At 72.7% G+C, this 2,334-nt stretch carries 3 protein-coding genes and 2 pseudogenes; 2 read left to right on the plus strand and 3 right to left on the minus strand.

What is annotated here, in order from left to right; translation table 11 throughout:
• Nucleotides 1–248: pseudogene (locus tag EHS43_RS42895) on the minus strand (hypothetical protein); the annotation flags it as partial.
• A 200-nt stretch (nt 249–448) separates the two neighbouring features.
• On the opposite strand from EHS43_RS42895, the gene EHS43_RS42900 reads away from it, so the two are divergent.
• On the plus strand, nt 449–931 hold the full coding sequence (locus EHS43_RS42900) for a DUF456 domain-containing protein (protein ID WP_125195866.1): 483 nt from the start codon (nt 449–451) through the stop codon (nt 929–931).
• Between the two features lie 109 nt (nt 932–1,040).
• Nucleotides 1,041–1,412, plus strand: a complete 372-nt coding sequence (locus EHS43_RS42905; RefSeq protein ID WP_125195867.1) for a PPOX class F420-dependent oxidoreductase — start codon at nt 1,041–1,043, stop codon at nt 1,410–1,412.
• Here the strand turns inward: EHS43_RS42905 and EHS43_RS42910 are convergent.
• Both EHS43_RS42910 and EHS43_RS42915 read right to left on the minus strand, forming a co-directional pair.
• Nucleotides 1,409–1,891, minus strand: a complete 483-nt coding sequence (locus EHS43_RS42910) for a methylated-DNA--[protein]-cysteine S-methyltransferase (protein ID WP_125195868.1) — start codon at nt 1,889–1,891, stop codon at nt 1,409–1,411. The two genes, EHS43_RS42905 and EHS43_RS42910, sit on opposite strands and share 4 nt — an antisense overlap.
• A 2-nt stretch (nt 1,892–1,893) precedes the next feature.
• A pseudogene (locus tag EHS43_RS42915) lies at nt 1,894–2,334 on the minus strand (DNA-3-methyladenine glycosylase 2 family protein); the annotation flags it as partial.

The raw sequence follows: 2,334 nt of genomic DNA on the forward strand, positions 1-2,334 counted from the left end.
CCCCTGGCCCCCGCCCCGGAACCGAATCCGCCGTCCTCCGCGTGCCCGGAGTCCCGGTCCGTGCGGTCTCCGGCGCTCCCCCCGCGACCCTGTCGGGGTACCGCGTCCCCGACCGCTCCCCTCGCCGAGGCGAAGCGGTCGTCCAGGGTGTCCGGGGCCGGTGCGGGGCCCGTGTCGTCGGTGGAGTCGTACAGCTGCCCCCACCAGTCGTCCTCGTGACCGGTGGGCCTTCCCCCCTGCTGGCTCATGCCCCTAATTGTCCACCGCGGGGGCCCCATGGAAACGGGGCATCCCGAAAATCAGGCGCCGCCACCCCTGTCGAACGGCGTGTCGAGTGAGCGCTCGAACTCGTGTCGGCAAACAGGCCGACGGCCGCACACGCGACCGGCCGCCGCCCCGGCGAGACCGCTGATCTGCGCTTTCCGCCGCCCTCCTGCACCCTGGACGAATGGGAGTGTGGGACCTCCTGCTGGTCGGCCTGGTCATGCTGTTCGGCCTGGTCGGGGTTCTGGTGCCCGGTGTGCCGGGGTCGTGGTTCGTGTGGGCCGCGGTCCTGTGGTGGGCGCTGAAGGATCCGCAGCCGGTCGCGTGGGGTGTCCTGGTGGGGGCCACGCTCGCCCTGTTCCTCTCCCAGGTGGTGCGCTGGGCGCTGCCGCCGCGCCGGCTGCGGACGAGCGGGGCCACCCCGCGCATGGCGGTGTACGCCGGGGCGGGCGCGTTCCTCGGCTTCTTCCTGATCCCCGTGCTGGGCGCGATCCCCGGATTCATGGGCGGCATCTACGTCTCGGAACGCCTCCGCCTGGGCGGCCACGGGGAGGCGAGGGCCGCTCTGCGCACGGCGATGCGTTCTGGCGGCTCCAGCGTGCTGGCGGAGCTGTTCACCTGTCTGCTGATCATGGGCGCGTGGCTGGGGGCGGTGCTGTGGGGCTGACGCAGGTCCTCGGCACCCGCCGGGCGCGGACGTACCTGGGCCGCGAATCCACGTACCTGGGCCGAGAGTCCGATGTACGGTGCGCACCCCACGTGTTTGGGTGGCTGCCATGACCGAATTCAGCGAGGCCGAGCGCGCGTACCTGAAGTCCCAGCGGCTGGGGCGGCTCGCCACCGTCGACCCGCAGGGACAGCCGCAGGCGAACCCGGTCGGCTTCTTCCCGCAGGAGGACGGCACCATCCTGATCGGCGGCTACGCGATGGGCCGCACCAAGAAGTGGCGCAACCTCCAGAAGAACCCGAAGGTCGCGCTGGTGGTGGACGACATCGTCAGCCTGAAACCGTGGACGGTACGCGGCATCGACATCCGCGGGGAGGCGGAACTCCTCACCGGACCGCACGAGTTGGGCCCGCACTTCAGTGAGGAGCTGATCCGCATCCACCCGCGACGCATCCACAGCTGGGGGCTGGAGGAGTCCTAGAGGGCACCTTCGAGGCCGAGCAGGGCCGTCTTCCGCTCCAGGCCGCCCGCGTACCCGGTGAGCTGCCCGTTCGCGCCGATCACCCGGTGGCACGGGCGGACGATCAGCAGGGGGTTCGCGCCGATCGCGCCGCCCACGGCCCGGACGGCGACCCGGGAGGCACCGACGCGGGCGGCGATCTCGCCGTACGTCGTGGTCGCGCCGTACGGCACGTCGTCGAGGGCGTCCCACACCCGGGTCCGGAACTCGGTGCCCGCGGGCCGCAACTCCAGCCGGAACTCCTTGAGTTCACCGGCGAAGTAGGCGGCGAGCTGCTCCTCGGCATCCCGGAAGGGAGCCGGGTCCTGTACCCAACCCTCCTGCACGGTACGGCCGTTCTTCTGCCCGGGGACGGACAGCGAGGTCAGCGCGCCGGTCTCGTCGGCGGTGAGGAGCAGGCTGCCGACGGGGCTGTCGACGTGGGTCCAGCGAATGGCCATGATTACTCCAACTCCCCTGCTGTGCACAGGTGTTGCCAGGCATAGGAGCGCCAGGGGCGCCAGGTGTCGGGGGCGTCGAGGCCCGGTGGGGCGACGTCGGGGTCACCGAGAGCGCGACCGCGGATGACGGCCACGGTACGGGCGTCCAGGCCGGGCAGCGCGAGCAGCGCCCGCTGTGCCTCCTCGCGGTCGGCGCCCGGATCGAGTCGTACGGCACCGTCGGCGAGGGCGGTGGCGAGGATGCCCAGGGTGCCGCCCGCCTCGGAGAGGGCCGCGGGTTCGGGGAAGAGGTGGGTGAGGCTGCCGCAGGGCGCGTCGAGGGTCTTGCCGTACCGCTGCACGAGCCGCCCGGCCTCGGCACGGCCCACCAGTGCCCGTACGGCGAGCTCCTCGGGGTCGGCGGCGCCGGGCGACCGCAGTCCGGGGCGGGCGGTGACCAGGGG

This window comes from Streptomyces sp. RP5T, from assembly GCF_003933965.1.
Lineage (GTDB): Bacteria > Actinomycetota > Actinomycetes > Streptomycetales > Streptomycetaceae > Streptomyces.

Bases quoted from the DNA above. Each gene is read 5' to 3' on its own strand.
- EHS43_RS42910 (WP_125195868.1), bottom strand. From the start codon at position 1,891: ATGGCCATTCGCTGGACCCACGTCGACAGCCCCGTCGGCAGCCTGCTC.
- EHS43_RS42905 (WP_125195867.1), top strand. From the start codon at position 1,041: ATGACCGAATTCAGCGAGGCCGAGCGCGCGTACCTGAAGTCCCAGCGG.
- EHS43_RS42900 (WP_125195866.1), top strand. From the start codon at position 449: ATGGGAGTGTGGGACCTCCTGCTGGTCGGCCTGGTCATGCTGTTCGGC.